Raw genomic sequence first — 18,574 nt, 5'->3', positions numbered from 1 at the left:
ATAATAATGTAAATAAAAAATCATAAAAAAAGCGCTAATTAAAATAATTAGCACTTAATATTATATATCTAAGGTATTTAAAAATTCATTTCTGTAAGCCATAAATTCCTTGCTCGTTCTTTTTCTAGGATAATCTAAATCTATTGGAACAATTTTTTTTACTCTGCCTGGTCTAGGTTCCATAACAATTACTTTTGTAGACATATAAACAGCTTCGTCTACATCGTGTGTTACCATTATAGTCATATTTTTTTCTTCATTCCAAAGTCTTAAAATTTCATCTTGCATATTCATTCTAGTAAATGCATCTAAGGCTCCTAGAGGTTCATCTAATAGCAAAACTTCTGGCTTATTTATTAAAGTTCTAATTAAAGAAATTCTTTGAGCCATACCACCAGAAAGGTTTGATGGATAAGAATCCTTAAATTCTAGTAGTCCGACTTTTTCCAACATCTTATCTATAGCTTCTTGGCTAATATTATCTTCATTTTTCAAATCTCCAGAAAATCCTACATTTTCCTCTACTGTTAGCCAAGGAAAAAGAGTTGATTTTTGAAATACCATGCCTCTTCTACTAGATGGTCCTTCAATTTTTTTACTATCTAAAAATATTTCACCTGTAGTTGGAAAGATCAAACCAGCTATTAACCTTAGCATTGTAGATTTTCCACATCCTGATGGACCTACTATACTTACAAATTCGCCTTCATGAATATCAAAATTTATATCATCAAGAGCTGTAGTAATGCTGTTATTATCTGGTCTTAGAAAAGCTTTTGATACATTTTTAAATTCTAATTTGCTCATCTTATTCCACCTACTTTCCATTTTAAAGCTCTATTACTTATATTTTTTATTACTTTATTTACAAGTATAAAAGTAATTGCAAGTAAAATAATTGCTCCATACATTGCTGAGTAGTCAGCCCATGATGATTTCCAAGTAATATACCAACCAAGACCACTTTCTACTCCTAGCATTTCTGCGACTATTAGGGCATTACAAGCTGCACTCATGCCTGCTATTAGACCTTGGAATATATTTGGAATTGCTGATTTTATTGCGATTTTTCTTACCAGTTCAGAATTCGTTGCTCCAAGAGTTTGGGCAGCCTCATAGTAGGATGGTTCGACATTTCTTATACCAGTTATTGTTGCAAGTGTTGTTGAAAACCAAACTCCAAGTGCAATAATAAATACTGCTCCTTGAAAAAGATTTATGGCAATTACCATTACCACTGGTAGCCATGTTGTAGTTGGAATAGGTCCTAGTAGTTTTAAAAATGGATCCACCCAATAATTTACTTTTTCAAAATATCCTGCCAATATTCCAGTAAGTATACCTAAAACAGCTCCTATTATATAACCTGTAAATAGTAATTTTAGTGAGCTTGCTACTGATTCAACCAAGTAGCCTTTATCTTCTTTCATAGAATTAAATATCATATCTAACCACGGAAAATATGGTAGGGCTAATTTCCCTGTCTTTATTGTTGCAATATCATAAAGCATAAGTATTACAAAAACAAAAACATAAAAATTTGATTTGTATAAAAGTCTATCTCTCACATTTTCTTTTTTAAGTGATACTAGTAAAGAAATAATGTATATGGCTAAAAGTATAGCTAAAAACCCAGGATAAAGATTAGTTTTTACTGCTGTAGGATCCAAATCCGGCATAAATAAATATTCTAATATAGCTAATACTCCAACTATTATTGGTAATAGTAATTTAAGTATTTCTTTATTTTTATTTCTGGGTTTTGATTCTAATTTTATAAGTTCTTCGGCTGTTAAGTTTTTAGTAGATACGGCAGTTGGTTTTTCATTATTTATTGCCATTTATTTCTCCTTAACTATTTTCTAATTACTTCTACTTCTCCATTACCTAGTGGTCTCCAAAGTTCTTTTACTAATTCATCTGTAGATTTCTTATCTGGAATTAGTCCAAGTTTTTTGTAATCATTAAAGTAACTTCTAATTGTTGTTTCACCATCTTCATTTGTTAGTGAATAATCATATGATTTTAGTAGATCTGCTGCTACTTCTGGATCACCCTCAGCAAAGTTTTTCTCTTGAAGAAGTTTTATAGATTCTTCAGGATTTTCTGATGCAAATGTATTTCCTTCATCGATAGCTTCTGCTACAAGTTCTGCAAGCATAGGATTATTATTTACAAAATCTTTGTTAAAAGCAGCTACACAGCATACTTCTTTTCCAAAATCTTCATCTGTTGTTAGTGATCTAATTGGTCTGATTATATCTTTTTGTAAAAATTCTTGGGCAAATTGATCATCTAGTACCGCTCCTTGAATTTCTCCTTTTTCCAGAGATTGAATTACTGCAGATTTTTCTACTGGTTTTACTTTTATGTCATCTGGGTTTACATCATCATGCACCAAAAATCTTAAAAGTGTATTGTGGCCACTATTGCCTATACCATTTGTAACTGCTACTGATTTGCCAAGCAAATCTGAAGTTTTTTGTAAATCTTTATTTTCATTTAAAACATAAAGTGACTTGCATCCTGAGTGTGATGATGTAGAGAATACATAATTTAATCCTTTAGTAGCAGGCACTATTAATGAACCAAATTCTCCAGTCATTACATCAATTTGCCCTGTTGATAGTGCATCTTTACCATTTTGAGTATTGATAAATTCTATATCAATTCCCTTATCTTTAAAGTATCCTTTGATTTCAGCAAGGTTTTGTCCTGCCATACATAAATCACCATCAAAGCCCATTTTTATTGGGGTATTGTATCTTGGTTCTTCTTCTAGTGTGATAGCTTCAGCTACATTTTTATTTTCTTCTACTGCTTGATTTTGTCCTTGATTTGCATCTTGTTTGCCACATCCTGCAAATGTCAACCCACCAAGTAAAAGTACAGCCAATAATTTATTTTTGTTCATTTTAATTCTCCTTTTTATTCATCACAGCAACTATGTTGCTCAATTTGTGACATATCAAAATCTTTATCCATAAAGTCAACTTTTTCTAAATCGTCAACTAAAATTTCTCCATTATTAGTATTAGTATTTTCATTTTCTTTTACATTTGTACCAGCATTTAAGCTGCTACAGGCAGAAAAAGTAAAAGCCATGGTGACTGCTAATGAAATATAAGCTAATTTTTTCATTACATACAAAAATCCTTTCCTAATATTCCATGAATATAAAAAAACCCCGCCCAAAAAAGGACGAGGTTGTCGTGGTTCCACCTTAATTTATTTTAAGAAATACTTAAAACCTTAATGTGCTTAACGGGCACTAGCGTTATAGCCTACTATCAATTCGGTATAAAACTCAAAGATGCACTTCCATAAGTTTTTCAATGATTTTTCTCAGCTAATAAATCTCTCTGTATTTGAAAATAAATATGTACTCTTCTTTTCTCAGCTATTCATGTAGAATAAATATACCATGCAAAATTTTAGATGTCAATCTATTTTTGTAATATTTTTGTTCTAAAATAATATTACAAAATATTTGCATTGTACTTTTATTTAAGATTTTCATTTTGCAGGTATATTGTTTATGAAAAGATAAGAGGTAAAAATGACTTTACAAAATATAGAAAATTTTGATATATCAGTCATAAGTGACCCCCATGTACTTGCTTATGATTTGATTGCAGATACAGATTATTTTAAAAAAGAAATAAAAATAGATAGGAAATTACTGGTAGAAAGCGAAGCCTTACTTGGTCAAGCTTTGGAAATAGTGAACAAAGCCAATAGCCAGTTTCTTTTTTTGCCGGGAGACTTGGTAAAAGACGGAGAATACAAATCTCACCAAATAGTTAAGAAATACTTGTGTGAATGGAAAAATAATAAAGACGGTCGTGAGATTTTTATGGTACCTGGAAATCACGATTTAAATAACCATAAGTCATACGATTTTAAAAAAGATACAAAGACAAAAAATATAAATCCAAAAGAATTTTATGACTTATATTCCTTTATTTATGAAAATCCTTTAGTACTCGAAATGTACAAGGATTCAGATATTTTTAAAAAATATTTAGAAAATATAAATAAACAATATGATAGAGGAGAAGAATACCAGTACTATGCCCATGGGTATTTTTCCTATGTATCCAGAATAAAAAGTGAGGTAAATGATAGTGGCCTTACAATAATTGCCCTTGATACATCAATTTATTCAATAGATACAGAACAATCCCATAAAGACAACCGAGAAAATGTACCTGGTTCCATAACTTTAGATCAAATGAGATGGGCAGTTGAAAAAATAGAAGAGGCAAAACAAAGAAAAGACCTTATTTTTGTAATGGCCCATCATGCTCTTATGCCAAATTTTAGAAATCAAGAGCTAGTTTTCTCCCCATTTATCATAAAGGAATGGCGTACTAAATTTATAGATGATGATCCAAGAATAAATAATAAAACTCCTATAGAAGTATTAGCAGATAATGGAGTAAAATTTGTTTTCACTGGTCACTTACACGAAAATGGAACTGCTAAGTACGTTTCAGAGCTAGGCAATGTGGTATATGATGTACAAACAGGTTCTACCGTAACCTATCCTCTACCAATTAGACATATTAAAATTATCAACAAACTTGAAGAAACTAGTGGTTTTGAAGTTTATATAAAAACAGAGCTTATAAAAGAATTTACCTATAGAAATCTAGCTGATGAAATAGAAATCGTAGATGATGCAATAAATTATACTATAGAAAAGCAGCTTTCATTAAGAGATGTACTTCATAATTACATTAGAATTCAGGCAAATAATCCAAAATACGCTCACATAAATTTAAAGCCATTATTAATTGAAAAAGCAAGTGATTTCCTAGATAAAGATATACCAGTACATGGATATATGAATAAAATTGTATTTCCGATGATATATAAATATTTCCCCTATAAAAAGAAATATGTAGGAAAAATCGATGTTGCAAGAATTAACGGTGAATTTGAATTTCAAATAAGAGCTGCAAAAAATATTTTGACAATAAAGGCAAGCAATCTTGAAGAAGCTTTTGATATTATTCTTAAAGAGATAGACAACAAAATACTTATTCCTTATCAAATAGTTACTTATTGGGATAGAATTATAAATAAAGCTTGGCAAATGCCAATTGATAATGACGGTCATACTTTTTATGATTTTGCTAATTATATTTATCAATACAAACCTATAGGAGAGGAAGAACGTCCAGAATTTGTAGCAAAAATGATAGACAATTTAAATAATTCAAATTATAATATCACAAATATTGTAATAGAATATTGCAAAGATGAAATAAATGAAGCTTTTGATAAGTTTACAAGCTCTATTGAGCTTAAAAAAGATGGCAGTAAAGAAAAATTCTTCAATGATCTTATACAAACTAAAGGTAGATTATCAAGTTTTGCCTATAAACGCTTTATAAAAAAAGTAGATAATTTAAGAGAGCTTTTAGACTATTTCTCAAGATATATAACTGATGAAAAAGACTTAACTGGAGCTGGTTTTGCCAAAAAAATATTAAGTACAAAGTCAGTACGAATTGCCAAAGAAAATTTCTCCAAACATATGTTTGGTCAATCGAGTTTAAGGAAATTTGTAATAGATGTTGTAAATTCTATGAGTGAAGAAATGGTAGAAGTTTATCAAAATGAAGATTTAAATGAACTAGAAAAATACTTTAACTATATTGAGTACGATGATTCAAAATCTAGTAAATAAAATTTTAATAAGTACTAAATAAAAAGACTTTTAGAAATCTAAAAGTCTCTTTTATTAATACTCACTATCATCACCGAAAACTGCATCTTGGGTAAAATTTAGTCCTAATTTTCTAAGTTCACTTTTTTCGCTATCATTTAATATAACTGTAGAATGAGCATCTAAATTTTTTAAATTTTTAATCTCTTGCATAGCCATATGAGTAAGAGGATTTGTTGTTGCTGAAATAGCTAGTGCTATTAGCATTTCATTTATTGACAAAGATGGCTCTACTTCTCCAAGTGATTTTGTTTTTAAATTTGACACTGGCTCTATAATATGTGGGCTTAAAAGTAAGATTTCATCATCAATTTTGCCTAATTTTTTTAAGGTATTTAAAATAGCTGCTGCTGGCGCTGAAAATAAATTTGATTTTTTACCAGTAATTATCTGCCCATCTTCAAGTTCTATAGCAAATGATTCTTTGCCAGTGATTTCTTGTTTTTTTCTAGCACCTATAGCAACTCTTCTATCCTCTGCTTCTATATCTAAGTTGCTCATAAGAGTCTGAATTTTTTCTATGCTGGTATAAGATTCTTTAGCAAATCTATAATCTACTAAGGAATTGTAATAGCGTCTGATAATTTCTTCTTTGCTAGCTTCTATAGCAGCCTCTTCGTCTATTATGCAAAAACCAACCATATTTACGCCCATATCTGTTGGTGATTTATATGGAGCTTCTCCCATTATTTTTTCTAGCATTTTTTTTAAAACTGGAAAGGCTTCTACATCACGATTATAATTTACCGCTGACTGACCGTAAGATTCTAAATGATATGGATCTATCATATTTACATCATTTAAATTTGCAGTTGCAGCTTCATAAGCCATATTTACAGGATGCATTAAAGCTAAATTCCAAATTGGGAAAGTTTCAAATTTTGCATATGAAGAAGTTTGTCCCATTTCATGGTCTAAATACATTTGTGAAAGACAAGTTGCCATTTTTCCTGATCCTGGACCCGGTCCTGTAATAACAACTAAAGGCCTTTGAGTTTTTACATAGTCATTTTTACCAAAACCATCTGGTGATAGTATATGGTTTATATCATTTGGATAACCATTGATATTATAAGTTCTAGAATGTTTTATAGAAAGATTGTCCAAATATTTTTCAAATCTTACTGCCTTATCTTGATAGGCAAATTGAGTGATAACTATACTGTTTACTAAAAATCCTTTTTGCTCAAAAGCTTGTTTGAGCCTTATACTTTCAATATCATAGGAAATATCATTATCTCCTCTTATTTTATTATTTTCAATATCATTGGCATTTATTGTTATAATTATTTCTGCCTTATCTTTTATACTATCTAACATTCTAAGCTTACTATCTGGTAAAAATCCTGGTAGTACTCTGGATGCATGAGCGTCATCGAAAAGTTTACCGCCAAATTCTAGGTAAAGTTTATCAAAATGACTTATGCGTTCTATAATTTTTTCGGATTGTAATTTTATATATTTTTCATTATCAAAAGCTATTTTTTTCATAATCCCTCCAGTCAATAATTTTATTATAACAGAAATTTTTCAAAATAAAAAAATCGGAATTATTAATCTTCCGATTTTTTTTCTAAATTTTCATATCCTTCTGTCATGTAACTATTAAAGTCATAGTCTATCCAAAGGACTTCAGCATCAAATTCTTTAGCTACTTTTCTTCCAGTTTCTAAATCTACAGTAAATAAGTAAGTGCTTAGGGCATCTGCTAGCTCTATATTAGGGTGAACTACAGATACTGATCTAAAATATTTAGATGGATAATTTGTATCTGGATCTATAATATGGTGGTAAATTTCTCCATTGTACTCATAGAATCTTTGGTAGTCTCCACTTGTAACAACTGTTGTATCTTTTAATCCAATTATGCTTGCATATGGATTATCTGATTTTCTATCTGGATTTACAATAGCCACTTTCCAAATTCCATCATATTTAGCAGGATTTTCTCCTATTATGACATCATCGCCACCAACAGATACGATCCCGTGAGTAAGTCCAGCTTTTTTGAGGTCTTCTACTATTTTTTTTATTCCATATCCCTTTCCAGCAGCTCCTACATCTATTTTTATATCAGGATCTTTTATATATACAGTATTATTTTTTTTATCTATTTCTATTTGATTAATATCGCTATGGCTAGCTGCTTCTTTTAATTCTTCTTCACTTGGTATAGCAGCTTTTTTTTCATCAGCCAGGCTCATTTCTCTATAGTCATGCCATAATCCAATTAGATCTCCTAATGCCATATTTATTTTGCCATCTGTTACATCATAAATATATTTACTGTATTCTAGCAAATCAATTATTGAAGGATCGACTTTTACCGGTTTTTTTCCTGCGTTGTCATTTATAGTTTTTATATTATTTACACCTTCAAAATCATCGTAGGTATTAAATAATTGATGGTATTTTTTTAGATCTTTTTCTAAAATTTCTTTATATTGGTCAAACTCTTTTTCATCATTGGCATATACTAAAAATTCTGTTACTGTATCAAAATAATCATAAAATACCGCACTATATTTTTTTAAATCAGTATTTGTTTCTGTTGTTTCTTTAACCTCAGCTTGTTTTGGCTTTATATCATCTTGAACTTGGCAAGAAGTCAAACTCAAAACCAAGACTAAGGCCATTAATAATTTTTTATAACTCATAACTTATTTATATTAATAGTCTCCATATCTTTTTTAATTTGTATACCAGCATCATCTGCCCAATATAATAGAATATTCCCAGCAGCTTTTGATCTAAAATCATAATAATCATCTTCAAGTCCCAGAGCATAAACTGTATCTAAAAATTCTTCACTTGGTGAATAACCATCGAATTCATCTATAAATTGATCTTTTTGAAATCTATCTAGGGTTTCAATAAAGGCTTCACGTATATTTGATCTATCGAACTCATCACGACTAGGCATCAAAACATAGTGTTCGATGTCATTTTCTATATCTACATAATCTTTTATAATATCTTCTTCTGTTTGTCCTTGGTTGATACGTATAAAATCTAAACTTTCCGTATTTATCCAAATGGCTTTAAGGTATGAATCTTCATCAAGCAAAGTCCATTTTTCAACCAACCAAGATAAGTTAATTGGTTTTTTCATTTTTTTTAAAAATTTCAAAAACTGCCGCTTCATATTCCCAAAGCTCCAGTTTTAAAACTTCTCCCTTTCTAATTTCTATTTGTCTATAAGCTCCTTTATCTCCACCATAGGCATTATTAAAGGAATTTATTTTTTCTCTAAATATTAAATTTTCATCATACATAAACTCATATCCACCATGATATACATTAGCCATGTTTAAAACTACCAAAAATCTAGAATTTGCTGATCTTCTTTCATAAGCAAAAACAGATGTATTAGTATCATCTACTACTATCCACTTAAATCCATCATCATAATAGTCACGTGCATAAAAAGCTGGATTATTTTTGTAAATAAAATTTAAATCCTTAATGTATCTATTAAAATCATCGTGGATCGGATAATTTTGTATAGGCCAATTTATGGATTCATTTTCGTTCCATTCATCAAATGTAGCTATTTCATTGCCCATAAAATTTAACTTTTTGCCAGGATGAGTCATTTGATAAGTATTTAATAGCTTAAGCTGTTTAAATTTATCATAATAATCCCCATTCATCTTGCTAATCATAGGTTTTTTTAGATGAACCACTTCATCATGGCTAAGAGGTAATAAAAATCTCTCATTATAAAAATAGAACATAGAAAATGTTATCTTATTATGGTACATAGATCTATTGTAAGAATCAACTTCAAAGTACTTTATGGTATCATTCATCCAACCCATATCCCATTTATAATCAAAAGCCAAACCATCATCAGAATTTTTATTTGTTACTAAAGGATATGATGAGGAGTCCTCTGCAATAAGCATAACATCAGGATGATTTGTAGCCAAGGTTTTATTCAAATCACTAATGAATTTTATATTATCCTGATGGACACCACGATTTTCATTGCCATTATAATAAATCATATAGGATACCGCATCGACTCTTATGCCATCTAAGTGAAAGTTTTCTATCCAATATGAAAAACAAGATTTCATAAAACTTCTTACATGGCCTTTGGAATAGTCAAAATTTATAGATCCCCACTCAGAATATGTAAGGCCCTCATAGGGTGATTCGTATAAATGAGTTCCATCAAAAGTTTTTAGCCCATAATAATCATTGGCAAAATGAACTGCAACCACATCAAGAATAACACCTATTCCATTTTGATGCATTAGGTCGATAAACTTTTTAAAATCTTCCGGTCTGCCATAGCGGGATGATGTTGCAAAAAATCCTGTAGATTGATAACCCCAAGATGGATAAAATGGATATTCTGTAACTGGCATTATTTCTACATGAGTATAATTCATTTTTTTAATATGTTCAATTAATTTATCAACTATATCCAAAAAATTTATATTTTGTCCATATCTTAACCAACTGCCTATATGAACTTCATAAATATTCATAGCCTTATCAAAATTTTTGCTGCGATTTTTTATAAATTGCTCATCATCAAATTTATAACTTTCATTAACTATTTGTGTTGCAAAATCACCTTCATGATCCATGGCTTTTGCAAAGGGATCTGTATGTTCTACCCAGTTGCCATCTTTTACAACAACATATTTATAATAATCTCCAATTCTCGCATTTAAAAAAGCATAAAAATATCCAAATTCTGGATTCTTAGTCATTTCATAATTATGCCAATCTGTAAAATCTCCTTTTATAAAGATTTGATCAGCATTTGGAGCATAAACTCTAAAAATATATCCATCTTCATAAGCAATCGCTCCAAATATTTCATGACCATTACTGGCATTACCATATATATAATTTTTTATTTCATTATGGTCGCTTTCAATTATATTTATTTCCATTATATTTTATTTATCCTCTATCATATGAGTAATGTGTCTTACAAGGATTTCTATACCTTTGGTATTTTTTGCTCCACGTGGAATAATTATGTCTGCATATTTTTTGGTAGGTTCAACATATTTTTCATGCATAGGTTTTACTTGTTTTATAAATTGTTCTAACACAGAATCAAGTGATCTACCACGTTCTTTAGTATCTCTTAAAATTCTTCTTTGAAGTCTGACATCACTATCAGCATCTATAAAAACTTTAGTATCGGTAATATCTCTAATTTTTTTATCTCCTAAAACTAAAATACCTTCTATAAGAATAATTTTTGTAGGATTAATTTTTATAGTTTTATCACTACGGGTGTGTATCGTGTAATCATAGGTTGGCATTTGTATTGATATACCTGCCTGTAATTTTTTTAAATCTTCAAAAAATAAATCATTGTCAAAGGCACCCGGGTAATCATAATTTAACTTTGCCCTTTGATCAAAGGAAATATCATCATGAGCTTTGTAATAGTTATCGTGTCCAATTACTATTAAGTCTTCTTTAAAATAATCATCTATATAATTTACTATAGAAGATTTGCCAGAGGCTGATCCACCTGCAATAGCAATTATTTTTACATCACTCATAGATTTATCTCATTAATAATGTTACCGTCTAAATATTCATAAAGATTATTAAATACTATTTCAGCTCTATTTACCATTGCTTCTTTAGTATAGAAACCTACGTGGTTAGTTAAAACGACATTTTTAGCATTTCTTAATGGATAATCACTTGGAAGTGGTGGTTCCATATCGAAAACATCTATACCAGCACGAATTTTATCTTCATTTAAAAGTTTTGCCAGATAGTCATTGTCTACAACTGGTCCTCTAGCACAATTTATCAAAATTGCATTTTCTTTTATCTTATCTAATTCTTCTTTGCCTAAAAAATGTTTTGTTTCCTTATTATTTGGAATATGTAGGGAAATAATATCTGACTGCTCTAAAAGAGAATCTAATTCTACATATTTTACACCCAAATCTTTAACTTCATCTTTTTCAGTACGTGAATAAGCTAGTATTTCACAATCAAAAGCTTGTAAAATTTTTATTAATTTTATACCAATATTGCCAGTACCAATTATCCCAAATTTTTTGCCTCCTATGGTTTCACCCATAAGATTATTATTTTGTCCATCAAAAATATTTTCCCTATTTTCATTAAATTTTCTCATAACTGCAATAGTTAGGCCAATTACAAGTTCTGCCACAGAATCATCAGAATAACCGCTAGCATTTAAAAGTGTAATTCCATTTTCTTTTACAGCGTCTAAGTCTATATGGTCTACCCCTGTGAAAGCTACGTCTATCATCTCAAGATTTTTTGCTTTGTCTATAACATTTGCTGATAAAGGTTTATTTGTTATAATTGCAATATCAGTATCTTCTAATCTATTAGCAAGCTCATCATCATTTTTTGCATTATCATTATAAACAATGAACTCATGACCCATAGCTTCTAATTTTTCTTTATGTTCATCAATTATTTTTTTATCAACTTCCAATGAATTTACTAAAGAAATTTTCATGACACTCTCCTTATTTTTCTTTTATTTTAATTATACTATAAATATTTCGAATTTCGGGGTAAAAAAAAGACTCCTACAAATTGTAAGGAGTCATAATATATAAATATAATTACATTTAAAATTTTTTTATACTTAATTTAAAGACTTATTTATTTTTTTCCTTTCCTTGTTACGTGATCTAAGTAACTTAAAAAAACTTTGCAATTCAAATAAGCATTCATCAGCCATTAGCCCAAATTCTGCATCTACAAAATGCAATTGTGATCTATCACCAGTTATATTTGTATTTGATCCACAAGCTCCTCTTTTAAAATCAGGTATTCCTATTACAAGCCTATCAATACGCGAATTTATAATTGCACCAGCACACATAGAACAAGGCTCCATGCTGACATACATAGTACAATTTTCCAATCTAAAATCGTCAAAATATTCATTGGCTTGTTTGATAGCATTAACCTCAGCATGAAGCAAGGCAGATTTGCCTTTATAGGTGAAATTGTGACCACGACCTATAATTTTTCCATCAATTACAATTACACAGCCTACAGGCACTTCTTCTACAAAACGAGCAAGGCGTGCTTCATATAAAGCTTCATTCATAAAAAAATAATCATCATCACTAAATTCTTTTTTAGTAATTTCGCTCATAATAATCCTTTAAAAATAAATATAAAAAAATATCTTTATTAATAAAGATATTTCTAAATTAAATTTAATTGGTGTTCCAGAGAGGATTCGAACCTCCGACACCCGCCTTAGGAGGGCGGTGCTCTATCCAGCTGAGCTACTGAAACACGAATTTAGTCCGTCTAGCCAGAGGGGGGACCCGCTTAATAGCACGGGTCTTCTAAAAGGCAGAAAGCCTTATTACCTAGCAATAAGCACTTTAAGTAAAAAGTCTGCCGCATCTTCAGCAGTTCTAATTATTCTTGAAAAGGTAGAGGCTTGTTTCAAATCATTTTCGGCTACTAATGGTACTGTATATTCTTCATTTTCGTAGCTAACTTTAGCTTCTCCTAGCTGATCTCCAGCTTTTATAGGTGCTTTTACATTATCTTTTATATTATACTTTATTGCAGCGTGGCTTCCATCTTTTACAATAATATTTACATCTTCACTTGGATAAAGATCTATGTAACCTTGGGAAGTAGTATTATTTTTTATAGAATCAACTGCTACATTTTTATCTAGTACGCTGTCTAAATTATAATACCTACTTACATAGTAAATTAGATCACTCATTACACTATCTCTTGTGTCCTTTTGATCTGCTCCCATTACTACTCCGATTGTTCTAAAATCATCATTTTCATCGATTTTTTTCATATCAGTTGTAGTAACTAGACAAGCTCCTGCTTGATCTGTCGTTCCTGTTTTTAGACCATCAACTCCAGGTATCTCTCCAACTAAAGGCACAGTTGATGCTACATCTATATTACGCCTATGATCTACAATTTCTCTGACGCTGCCATATTCCAATATTTCTGGATATTTTCCTACAATATGTTGGACTAATTTAAATAAATCTTTAGCAGACGATGAGTTTTGATCGCCATCTTCTGTTTCTACACCACTTGCATTATAAAATATTTGGCTATCAAGTCCTAATTCTCCAGCTTTCATATTCATTCGTCTTGCAAATTCTGTTTCTGAATCATCAACAGTCACTGCTAGTTGATAGGCACAATCATTTCCAGAAACCACCATTAATCCTTGCAAAAGTTCTTCTATTGTAAAAACTTCTCCTTCTTCTAGTCCAAGTGCTGAATATTCCCAGCTATTAAATTTAGCAGCTTCTTTATCAACAACCACTTCTTGGTCAAGAGAAATTTCCCCATCATCAATAGCTTCTTTTACTAATAAATAAGTCATAAGCTTACTAAGTGATGCCATTGGCAAAGACTCATCAGCATTTTTTTCGTAATAAATATCCCCAGTTTTTTCATTGCCTATAATATAGCTTCTAACATTATCATCTAGTCCAACAACTTGACTTTGCTTTGCTGCCAAGGCTTTTAATGGAGCTAAAATAAATATAATAGATAATAAAAAGGATAAGATTTTTTTATTTTTCATATACTCCCCTAGCTTAAGAATGACTCAAGTTTTTTGTAATTTGCCCTTAAAATTTTAAGACTTTCTACATCTATTTTTTTTGGATATTCATAGCCTAGATCTATAGCTAATTGCATAGCTATTTTTCTAAATAAAACGCATGCTTTAAATAATGAATTATAAATGTCCATAAAGTCCTCGTGATTGTAAGTTAAAAGGAATTTTTCTTTTGTATCTACATCTAGGGTACTTTTTAATTTTTGACCATCATAACCCTTATCCATTGTGTAGGCGTACTTATCTTTTATGTAGAAATTTATCATAGATAATAAATAATTTCTAACTTCTTGCATCTTTAGACTGGCTGCTATTTCATCTTTTTCACTAATATAAAGTGAAACCTCTATAGCACTTGCAAAAAAGTTTCTAATAGTAGATACAAACTCATATTCTTTAGGAACTTCATATTTAAAATTTTCATTTATATCAAGCCTATCGGTACCAATTTTTGTATATATAAACTCTATATCTTTTGGCAAGGTTTTAAGAAAAACATCTGCATATTCGCTGGAGATAATACTTTCTGTTATTTTTGTATTATCTTTTTTATAAATGTTGATGCTGGTAAAAGGCACCTTTGATTTATCAATGCTAAATTCTTCTTTTATTCTATTTACAAGTATAACATCATCAAATAGACCAACTAACTCCTCTTCAAGTTTTCCAATTATAATATCATTTACAATTGTATATACTTTATAAAATGAATCGTAATTTTCATTTTTTATACAAAATATAGATTCAATTGCATCATTAGTTTTGGCATAAGAGATGAGTTTGTTATTAATATCGTTTCTCATATTAATCTAATCTTTCTATAAAATTTTTTAAAAGTTTTGCAGTTAATCCCCATATTACAGGATCTGTATCATAAAAGTATAATTCTTTATATACAGTGGCAAAATTATATTTTCTACCATGTGGTATTTTATCAAAAGGAAAATCTTCCGGAAAATCTAATTTATATGGAGAGCGATATACAATCGGACTATGATTTTTTAAATAATCTATATCAACTGTAAAAACTCTTTCTACTTCTTCATTATACTTTATTTCTGATATATTTTTATGTAATCTCCCATAAAAAGATTTTACATGAGTATAAGATGAATTTAAAATCATAGAAGAATACCCTAGATACTCTATATCCTCGTAGTCTAGCAAAAGTTCTTCCATAGTTTCTCTTATGGCAGCTTTTTTAAAAGTTTCACCCATTTCTACTCGACCTCCAGGAAAACTTACTTCTCCTGGCTGGGTAATATTTTGTGATCTTACTTCAAATAAAATATGGTCTTTACCATCCACTTCTATTATAGGAATAAGAACTGCATAATTTCTAATCTTATCATAAAACTCGTCATCAACCAATAAATTTTTCATAATAACCTCTGTAACTTTATATTATAAAAATATAAGATATTAGTCAAATCAAAATATTGATTAAAAAACTAGTATAACAGGTATAATATAAACAGTGACTTAAACAAATATATAGAAAGGATTTTGTCATGATACAAGAATTTAAAGATTTTATTGCCAAAGGCAATGTACTTGATATGGCAGTTGGTATTATCATGGGTACTGCTTTTACAGCAATTGTTAACTCAGTAGTAGAAGATTTGCTAATGCCAATTATAACTGGTCTTACAGCTGGAGTAGACTTTTCAGACCTTTACGTAACAGTTGGTGGTGCAAAACTAATGTTTGGTAATTTAATTAATGCTATTATCACATTCTTAATCATATCATTTGTAATGTTTGCAATAGTAAAAACATTTAATAGAAATAGTGACGAAGCTAGCGAAGAAGCACCTACTAAAGAATGCCCATACTGCAAATCTTCAATTGCAGTAGAAGCAACAAGATGCCCACACTGTACAAGTGAACTAGAAGGTTACCACAATGAATACGCTCATGCTCATAATGACCGTGTAACAATTGTAGAATAATTTTAGAAATTAAGAACCACATATGTGGTTCTTTTTTTTGTCATTTTTACTTTACAATTTTTCAAAAAATAGTTATACTGTTATATATACAGTTAAACAATTATTAAAAGGAGTAATGAATAGTTAATGGATATACTAATAAATGCGCAAAGTGAAGATCCAATTTATATTCAAATTAAAAATCAGATAATTAAAGCAATTATAGAAGGCAGTTTAAAAAACAATGAACAGCTACCCTCTCTAAGGGGCCTTGCAAAAGAATTAAAGGTAAGCATCTTAACTGTAAATAGAGCATATACTGAACTTGAAAGTGAGGGATTTATAGTAGGTGTACAAGGAAGTGGATTTTTTGTTGGAGATACTCAGTCACTAATTGTTAAAGAACAATATATCCGTGAAATTGAAAACTTGTTTTCCCAAGCTGTAAATTTGGCTAATATTTCTAATCTAAATTTAAAAGATTTAAAACAATTACTAGAAATGATATACAAGATTGAAATTAATGATTAGGAGAAAATATGAATAGTGTAATAAAAATCGATAAGCTAGTTAAACAATACACAAATTTCGAATTAAATATAACCACAGATTTCCCAAAGGGTTATATAACAGGGATTATAGGTGGAAATGGTGCGGGAAAAACCACATTAATTAATTCTATCTTAAATATTATAAAAGCTGAAAGTGGCTTGATATATGTGGATGGTAATAACATAAATGACGAAAGTTTCATTTATAAAGATAAAATTGGAATCGTACTTGATTCAAATTTTTTCCCCTCATTTTGGACAGCAGAAACACTTGAAAAAAATATAAGCCCATATTATAATCACTGGTCTCATAAAAAATATATGGATTACATTGATATATTTAATCTTGATAAAGAAAAAACTATATCTTCCTTATCAAAAGGTATGCAAATGAAACTGATGTTAGCTGTTGCCTTAGCTCATGGTTCAAAAACTCTTATACTTGATGAGCCTACTTCTGGACTTGATCCTATATCTCGAAATGATTTACTTGAAATACTACAAGAATTTGTACAAACTGAAAGTAATAGTGTTATATTTTCAACTCATATCACTAATGATTTAGAAAAAATAGCTGACTACATCATATACTTAATTAAAGGAAAGATTGATTATAGTGGAACAAAAGATATGTTTTTAGAAAATTACCGTATTGTACAAGGTTCAAAAGATAAACTGAACGATAATTTAATAAAATTTATGATAACCAATGAAATTTCTGATTATGGTTTTAGATCATTAATTGAAACAAAAAATTTGTCGAATTTTAAAAATGATGATTTTCAAATATTAAATCCTAGCATTGAAGAAATAATGATTTTTAAAAATAAGAATAAATAAAGGAGATCAAGATGTCTACAATTAAAATTCAATGGAATTTAATAAAGTCATATCTTTTGCCAATCTTATATTATATGATAATAGCATCAATAATTACCATACAATCAAGTAGCATAATATTTTCTGCACTATTAGCAGCTACACTTATGGCTATGAAACTAACCTCCCTCCCATTTGAAGTTGATACAAATGAAAAACTAGATAAATTTTATGGATCACTTCCTGTATCAAAAATTGACCTTATTAGTTCAAGATATGGCTTGATGATAATAATTGGTTTTATTGGAATTATACTTAGCGTATTCCTAAGATTGATATTAGTACTGATTTTAAAAAAAATAGTTTCAAGCCCATCAGAAATAATTATATCAATTATATTAGGTATGATTTTCTATGTAATATTAATCTCTATCCAACTTCCTTTATATTATAAATACGGAACTATAAAGGTTAGATTATTTTCTATAATTCCGGTTATATTTTATGTTTTAGGAGCTTCCTTGTATATATACACAGATATATCAAATAATTTAATAGAGATTATTGACTACCTTAAAAATAATATATGGGCCACTATCATATCTATCTTATTAGTAAGCGTATTAGTAGGATATATCTCATTTACGATTTCAAAGAATATCGTTAATAAAAAGGAGTAATAAAAATGGATAATAAATCAAGAAAAAATCTTAATTTTATAGGTAAATTTATAGCAATCTCGGGAGCCATGCTAGGAATACTCCACATAATTCCAATAAATGGAATTATTCAATTATCATCACTAGGAGTTGGTCTTATATTAATTATTGCAAGCCACATTAATAACAATGATGTATAAAAAGAACTATCCAAAAAGATAGTTCTTTTTTTCTTTTGCAAAATTTTCTTGACATTATAAATTTACCTGCTATAA

20 protein-coding genes, 1 tRNA gene and 1 other annotated feature are annotated in these 18,574 nt (G+C 29.4%); of the genes, 6 read left to right on the top strand and 15 right to left on the bottom strand.

What is annotated here, in order from left to right; all coding sequences use genetic code 11:
* Window positions 1-60: 60 nt before the first annotated feature.
* Genes DY249_RS01755 through DY249_RS01740 form a run of 4 tightly spaced genes read right to left on the bottom strand, consistent with a single transcriptional unit; the run spans window position 61 to window position 3,141 of the window.
* A complete protein-coding gene (locus DY249_RS01755) occupies window positions 61-807 on the bottom strand; it encodes an ABC transporter ATP-binding protein (protein WP_115594972.1) in 747 nt (248 codons plus the stop codon).
* Window positions 804-1,841, bottom strand: coding sequence for an ABC transporter permease (locus DY249_RS01750; protein WP_115594971.1), 1,038 nt, complete (start codon window positions 1,839-1,841; stop codon window positions 804-806). The genes DY249_RS01755 and DY249_RS01750 overlap by 4 nt, the downstream gene beginning before the upstream one ends.
* 14 nt (window positions 1,842-1,855) lie before the next feature.
* Complete coding sequence (locus DY249_RS01745; RefSeq protein WP_115594970.1) at window positions 1,856-2,914, bottom strand: ABC transporter substrate-binding protein; 1,059 nt, start codon at window positions 2,912-2,914, stop codon at window positions 1,856-1,858.
* 14 nt (window positions 2,915-2,928) lie between these two features.
* Entirely contained in the window at window positions 2,929-3,141 is a 213-nt protein-coding gene (locus tag DY249_RS01740; protein WP_172540044.1) for a hypothetical protein, read from the bottom strand.
* Window positions 3,142-3,194: 53 nt separating this feature from the next.
* Window positions 3,195-3,407 (bottom strand) — a binding site (T-box leader).
* Window positions 3,408-3,559: 152 nt separating this feature from the next.
* Between DY249_RS01740 and DY249_RS01735 the strand changes: the two genes are divergently transcribed.
* Entirely contained in the window at window positions 3,560-5,698 is a 2,139-nt protein-coding gene (locus DY249_RS01735) for a metallophosphoesterase family protein (RefSeq protein WP_115594968.1), read from the top strand.
* A 54-nt stretch (window positions 5,699-5,752) separates the two neighbouring features.
* Here the strand turns inward: DY249_RS01735 and DY249_RS01730 are convergent, their stop codons facing one another.
* The 11 genes from DY249_RS01730 to DY249_RS01680 all read right to left on the bottom strand — a co-directional run bounded on the left by DY249_RS01730 (window position 5,753) and on the right by DY249_RS01680 (window position 15,722).
* Window positions 5,753-7,228 carry a DUF1846 domain-containing protein gene (locus tag DY249_RS01730; protein ID WP_115594967.1) on the bottom strand — a complete coding sequence of 492 codons (1,476 nt, stop codon included), beginning with the start codon at window positions 7,226-7,228 and terminating at the stop codon, window positions 5,753-5,755.
* Window positions 7,229-7,290: 62 nt separating this feature from the next.
* On the bottom strand, window positions 7,291-8,394 hold the full coding sequence (locus DY249_RS01725; protein ID WP_101540875.1) for an FAD:protein FMN transferase: 1,104 nt from the start codon (window positions 8,392-8,394) through the stop codon (window positions 7,291-7,293).
* Window positions 8,391-8,867 (bottom strand): UPF0158 family protein, encoded by a 477-nt coding sequence (locus DY249_RS01720; protein WP_245943480.1) that lies wholly within the window; start codon window positions 8,865-8,867, stop codon window positions 8,391-8,393. The genes DY249_RS01725 and DY249_RS01720 overlap by 4 nt, the downstream gene beginning before the upstream one ends.
* Window positions 8,833-10,650: a 1,4-alpha-glucan branching protein GlgB gene (gene glgB / locus DY249_RS01715; protein WP_115594966.1), complete on the bottom strand. Its 1,818-nt coding sequence runs from the start codon at window positions 10,648-10,650 to the stop codon at window positions 8,833-8,835. The genes DY249_RS01720 and glgB overlap by 35 nt, the downstream gene beginning before the upstream one ends.
* 6 nt (window positions 10,651-10,656) lie before the next feature.
* Window positions 10,657-11,277, bottom strand: a complete 621-nt coding sequence (udk, locus tag DY249_RS01710) for a uridine kinase (protein ID WP_101540878.1) — start codon at window positions 11,275-11,277, stop codon at window positions 10,657-10,659.
* Window positions 11,274-12,224, bottom strand: a complete 951-nt coding sequence (locus tag DY249_RS01705) for an NAD(P)-dependent oxidoreductase (RefSeq protein WP_115594965.1) — start codon at window positions 12,222-12,224, stop codon at window positions 11,274-11,276. The genes udk and DY249_RS01705 overlap by 4 nt, the downstream gene beginning before the upstream one ends.
* Window positions 12,225-12,356: 132 nt before the next feature.
* Complete coding sequence (locus DY249_RS01700; protein WP_115594964.1) at window positions 12,357-12,875, bottom strand: nucleoside deaminase; 519 nt, start codon at window positions 12,873-12,875, stop codon at window positions 12,357-12,359.
* 69 nt (window positions 12,876-12,944) lie between these two features.
* Window positions 12,945-13,021: transfer RNA gene (locus DY249_RS01695), tRNA-Arg, on the bottom strand.
* 73 nt (window positions 13,022-13,094) lie between these two features.
* Window positions 13,095-14,303 carry a D-alanyl-D-alanine carboxypeptidase family protein gene (locus DY249_RS01690; protein WP_115594963.1) on the bottom strand — a complete coding sequence of 403 codons (1,209 nt, stop codon included), beginning with the start codon at window positions 14,301-14,303 and terminating at the stop codon, window positions 13,095-13,097.
* Between the two features lie 8 nt (window positions 14,304-14,311).
* A complete protein-coding gene (locus DY249_RS01685) occupies window positions 14,312-15,142 on the bottom strand; it encodes an aminoglycoside 6-adenylyltransferase (RefSeq protein ID WP_115594962.1) in 831 nt (276 codons plus the stop codon).
* A gap of 1 nt (window position 15,143) precedes the next feature.
* Entirely contained in the window at window positions 15,144-15,722 is a 579-nt protein-coding gene (locus DY249_RS01680; protein ID WP_101540883.1) for an NUDIX hydrolase, read from the bottom strand.
* Window positions 15,723-15,850: 128 nt separating this feature from the next.
* Between DY249_RS01680 and mscL the strand changes: the two genes are divergently transcribed.
* The 5 genes from mscL to DY249_RS09120 all read left to right on the top strand — a co-directional run bounded on the left by mscL (window position 15,851) and on the right by DY249_RS09120 (window position 18,499).
* Window positions 15,851-16,291, top strand: a complete 441-nt coding sequence (mscL, locus tag DY249_RS01675; RefSeq protein WP_101540884.1) for a large conductance mechanosensitive channel protein MscL — start codon at window positions 15,851-15,853, stop codon at window positions 16,289-16,291.
* 126 nt (window positions 16,292-16,417) lie between these two features.
* Complete coding sequence (locus tag DY249_RS01670) at window positions 16,418-16,801, top strand: GntR family transcriptional regulator (RefSeq protein ID WP_115594961.1); 384 nt, start codon at window positions 16,418-16,420, stop codon at window positions 16,799-16,801.
* An 8-nt stretch (window positions 16,802-16,809) separates the two neighbouring features.
* Window positions 16,810-17,661 carry an ABC transporter ATP-binding protein gene (locus tag DY249_RS01665; protein ID WP_115594960.1) on the top strand — a complete coding sequence of 284 codons (852 nt, stop codon included), beginning with the start codon at window positions 16,810-16,812 and terminating at the stop codon, window positions 17,659-17,661.
* An 11-nt stretch (window positions 17,662-17,672) separates the two neighbouring features.
* Window positions 17,673-18,320 (top strand): ABC-2 transporter permease, encoded by a 648-nt coding sequence (locus DY249_RS01660; RefSeq protein ID WP_115594959.1) that lies wholly within the window; start codon window positions 17,673-17,675, stop codon window positions 18,318-18,320.
* A gap of 5 nt (window positions 18,321-18,325) precedes the next feature.
* Complete coding sequence (locus tag DY249_RS09120) at window positions 18,326-18,499, top strand: hypothetical protein (RefSeq protein WP_172540043.1); 174 nt, start codon at window positions 18,326-18,328, stop codon at window positions 18,497-18,499.
* Window positions 18,500-18,574 lie beyond the last annotated feature (75 nt).

It is taken from the genome of Anaerococcus octavius (genome assembly GCF_900445265.1).
GTDB lineage: Bacteria > Bacillota > Clostridia > Tissierellales > Peptoniphilaceae > Anaerococcus > Anaerococcus octavius.
This window is presented reverse-complemented; position numbering and strand designations above follow the sequence as displayed.